This window comes from Myxococcus dinghuensis, assembly GCF_024198235.1.
Lineage (GTDB): Bacteria > Myxococcota > Myxococcia > Myxococcales > Myxococcaceae > Myxococcus > Myxococcus dinghuensis.
On record NZ_JAKCFB010000098.1, the window covers coordinates 1 to 3,891 of the forward strand.

Annotated in this window: 3 protein-coding genes; 1 reads left to right on the plus strand and 2 read right to left on the minus strand. The window is 62.0% G+C overall.

Annotation, left to right across the window (positions count from 1 at the left end; all coding sequences use genetic code 11):
• Together LZ198_RS42560 and LZ198_RS42565 are read right to left on the minus strand one after the other, a co-directional pair.
• A partial coding sequence (locus LZ198_RS42560; RefSeq protein ID WP_253977896.1) for a DNA polymerase occupies window positions 1-1,623 on the minus strand: 1,623 nt, incomplete at its 3' end.
• A gap of 85 nt (window positions 1,624-1,708) precedes the next feature.
• A complete protein-coding gene (locus LZ198_RS42565; protein ID WP_253977897.1) occupies window positions 1,709-2,239 on the minus strand; it encodes a hypothetical protein in 531 nt (176 codons plus the stop codon).
• 298 nt (window positions 2,240-2,537) lie between these two features.
• On the opposite strand from LZ198_RS42565, the gene LZ198_RS42570 reads away from it, so the two are divergent.
• Entirely contained in the window at window positions 2,538-3,809 is a 1,272-nt protein-coding gene (locus tag LZ198_RS42570) for a DUF262 domain-containing protein (protein WP_253977898.1), read from the plus strand.
• The last annotated feature ends 82 nt before the right edge of the window (window positions 3,810-3,891 follow it).

Here is a 3,891-nt window from a genome sequence, read left to right on the forward strand (position 1 = left end):
GATGTTGACGCCCGGAATCATGACGTCCGCGAAGCCACCGCCGTAGGCGAGTGCCTGTGCCTTCTCCTGTAGCTCGCGCTGCTCGGGCCATGCCCGCATCCACAGCTCGTCCAGTTCCTTCGCGACCTCGACGCACGCCCGGCAGACCCTCTTTGGCTTGCGCTGGACATGCACAACGACGCGGTCGACACCGCAGACGTCTGCACGCTTCGCCAGCAGGCAGAACGAGACGCGGTCCTTCGCGCGGGCGTTGTAGACGAGCGCACCAGCCGTCATCCCGCCGCCCTTGCCGAAGTTGAGAATCTTCGCGAGCTGCCGGTAGGAGACGGCAACGGGGTCCTTCGCCTTCACCAACAGCAGCAGCTCGGCGTAGCTCGTCCCGAGGAACTCGGCCGCGGCAAGGGTGTGGACGTCGAGCCCGCTGTTCAGGGCGTCGGCCATCTTCGAGTAGCCGAGTTCCCAGATAGCCCGCTGAGCCATGGTCCGCAGCTCCAGGCCGCCATAGTCGACCGAGCAGAAGACGAACCCAGGCCGCGCTTCGTGGACCTCGCGAATGCCGCCCTTCTGCGGGAGCTGCTGGTAGTCGCTGGAGACGCGCGTCGTGGACACCAGCACGTTGAAGCGCGGGTTGATGGGGTGCGTGGTGCCTGCCTCGACGACATCCAGGTAGGTGGACTTGTACTTGTCGACGCGCCCACTTCGCCCCAATTCCTCAAGGATGGCGTCGCCTGAGCCCAGCAACGTGTCGCGGTCGGTCGCGACCTGGCCGTCGGGGAATCGGTCGCTGGGGGATGTGATGGGGGGCTGCCCGTCATACGCGGCAGTCACGAGCGCGGCGAGGCGCTTCGAGTCCTTCGTGCCGTCCGCCCGGAAGATGCCCGCCGCCTGGAACTTCGCGCGGTTCTCGTTCCACTCCCGCTCGACGCGTTCCCGGAGCTGCGCCACAGCAGACCCATTCGTGCGCAGTCCCCAGATGGAGGCGAGGTGGAGCGCGAAGGCGGCGCGCATCTGGTCGGCTTCGGCATGCAGGTTCCCGCCGTTGGGCACCTCGCGGGCGATGGCCTCCTGCCGGAAGTAGACGTCGAGCGTGTAGCGAGCATCGCGCTTAGGGTACTCGGTGGCTTCCTTGGGCCAGCGCTCGACAGGCACGCCGTCGAGTTCTGCGTAGCGAAGCCGCCATGCCTTCGGGTTGTTCTTCTCTTCGCTGATGTCGAGCCCCAGGTGGCGCCGCACGAGGAGCGCGAGCGGGTAGCGGGCCCCCTCGTCGTCGTCGAGCTTCCGGCCCGTCAACGGATGGATGCCGTATACGCCCCGCGCGATGTCGATGAGCGCCTCGCGGACCTGGACGCAATGCAGACGGCCCGCTTCGAGCGCCGCGAAGATGGGCGCCACGAGTCGCGGGTCATCCGCCGCCATGACGCCCAGGTCGTAGACGAGATTGGCCCCGACAAGGTGCGTGTCGGGGGCGTTGATTGCCTCGCGGAAGAACTCCCGGGCCTGGGCCTTGTCGAGGAGTCGTTCGGTGCCTGGGGCCTGAGCCGCGACGCTCCCGCAGACGAGAGGGGGCGCAAGCAAGCCGGGCTGAATCAGCCACGTCTCCGTGTCGAAAGACCAGAGGTTCATGGGATGCCTTGTGTGGGAGGGAGAGCGGCCCGTGTCGTGGGCCAGCCGCCGACGGAAAAAGCGCGCCGTCAGTCGCCGTCCGGCATCAGGCGAGGGCGTCGGAGAGCGCGGGCAGCTTGCTGGCCTTGCGGGCCTGCTCGACCTGCGAGAGCTGCTCGTCGTTCAGCTCGACGTGAGACCAGCGGAAGCCAGTGATGACCTTGCCGGCGTGGCCGTCCTTCGCGGGGAGCTGCTTGGGGAAGACCTCGCAGCGAATCAGGACGTGGGTGCCGGCCTGCCGCTCGTCGAAGAACTTCTTCAGGACGGCCGGGTTGGCGAACTCGTGCTCGTCGGCCCCCACCAGCGTCATGAGGAAGGACTTGAAGCGCCCGCCGCCGCCCTTCTTCTGGTCGCTGAGGTTCTCGACGTAGTCGACCGTCTCGCCCACGCGGCTGGGGGACTCGTTACCCGGCAGGGGCTCGGACTCGCGGACCTTCAGCTCGGCGATGGCCGAGTCGCCCTTGAAGCCCTCCTTCATGCGGATGACCGCGACTTCGAGCAGGTAGCGCCCGGCGCGGGGGTAGCGGCCTCCGGTGGCGGCCTGGGCGGTGGCAATCTTCGTCAGTGCGTTGTTCATGGTTACGTAGGCCCTTCGGCTTGGGTTGCGTCAGCAGCGAAGTGCGCTGACCCCACGTAAATGCGTGCGGATTCTGGGAGTGGTTCGTGCGGTAGCGCTACGCGTTGGCTTGTCGTGATTTCTCCTGCGTTAGCCGGCCGCGGCCTCCTGGTTGGTCGATCGATGCTGATCGAAACGCGAGCCAAGTCCTGGGTCACCCAAACCCCAGTGGGTCATTGATGTGCAGTTGGCGAACACATTAGCCCCCGATGTAGGATCACTGTCGCGTGGCTGTAGTGACCTTTGCAGGGGATATTTGATGCCGTCGAAAGTCAATCTAGATGCTCTGATTCGGCGCGAGGATTTCGAAGTAACGAGTGAGCAGCAGCCATCTTTGGCTATCCAGACTCTGCAAGTGCGTGATCTCGAAAGCACTGCCTTCTTCTACCCCTCTCTACGAAAGCCAGATTTCCAACGAGAGACCGCAGAGTGGACTCCGAATAGAATCTGCGAGCTTGTCAGTAGCTTTGTCGATGGTGATTTGATTCCAGCCATCATCCTTTGGCGCTCTGGTGCCTACACTTTCGTAATCGATGGCGCACATAGACTGAGTGCGCTTATTGCGTGGGTGCAGGACGACTATGGCGACGGCCCAAAGTCGAAAGAGATTTTCGGTGACAACCTTCCTGCGGAGCAGGTTCGAGCCGCTAGAGAAACTAGAGATCTCATCAACGACAAGATTGGGTCGTATGCACAGTTTCGCAGTGCGGCACAGACGCCAAGTGCTAGCAATACGGACCTGGCTCATCGCGCACTACGACTTGGTTCTCTCGCAGTTCAGCTTCAATGGGTGACAGGCAGCGCATCGAAGGCTGAGGATTCGTTCTATCGAATCAATCAGTCGGCGGCGCAGATCAACAAGACAGAGTTGATGATTATCAAGTCGCGCAGACAGCCGCAGGCGATAGCTGCCCGTGCGATTGTCCGCGCCGGATCAGGGCATAAGTATTGGTCGGCGTTTTCGGCAGCCAAGCAGGTCGAGATTGAGGGGCTTGCCGGCGATATTTACAAGACCCTGTTTCTTCCGGAGATGAAGAGTCCGATAAAGACCCTTGAACTCCCAATGGCAGGCAAGGGGTATTCGTCTGACGCATTGTCGCTGGTTGTTGATTTTGTCAAGATAGCTCAAGGGGAGGCCTCGCAGGAGGAAGTTCGTGATGACGAGGATGGTTCTGCAACAATAACTTGTCTGGCGAAGTGTCGGGATGTTGCGCGTCGCATCTCGGGAACAGATGCTCGGTCGCTTTCTCTGCACCCTGCGGTTTATTTCTACTCAAGATCGGGACGATATCAGCCCCCTGCGTTCCTTGCGGTTGTTGGCTTGATTCTTGAGTTTGAACGCCAGGGGACTGCGAGCTTTAGGAGATTCGCAGGTGTTCGTCGTCCCTTTGAGGATGTTCTGGTTGAGCATAAGGGGTTGATTAATCAGTTGGTGAAAAGGCATGGTGCGGGCCTTCGTTCTCATTCGCGGATTGCGGAGTTCTTTACAGGCTCTAACAAATGTCAGGGTAGAGGCGGCGCAGGAGCATGAGGCAGCAACCGAGGACGAGGAAGCCGAAGTGGACATCGTCCCTGCGTTCGTCGCGGACTCGAAGCCGGCGGAACTGGTTCTT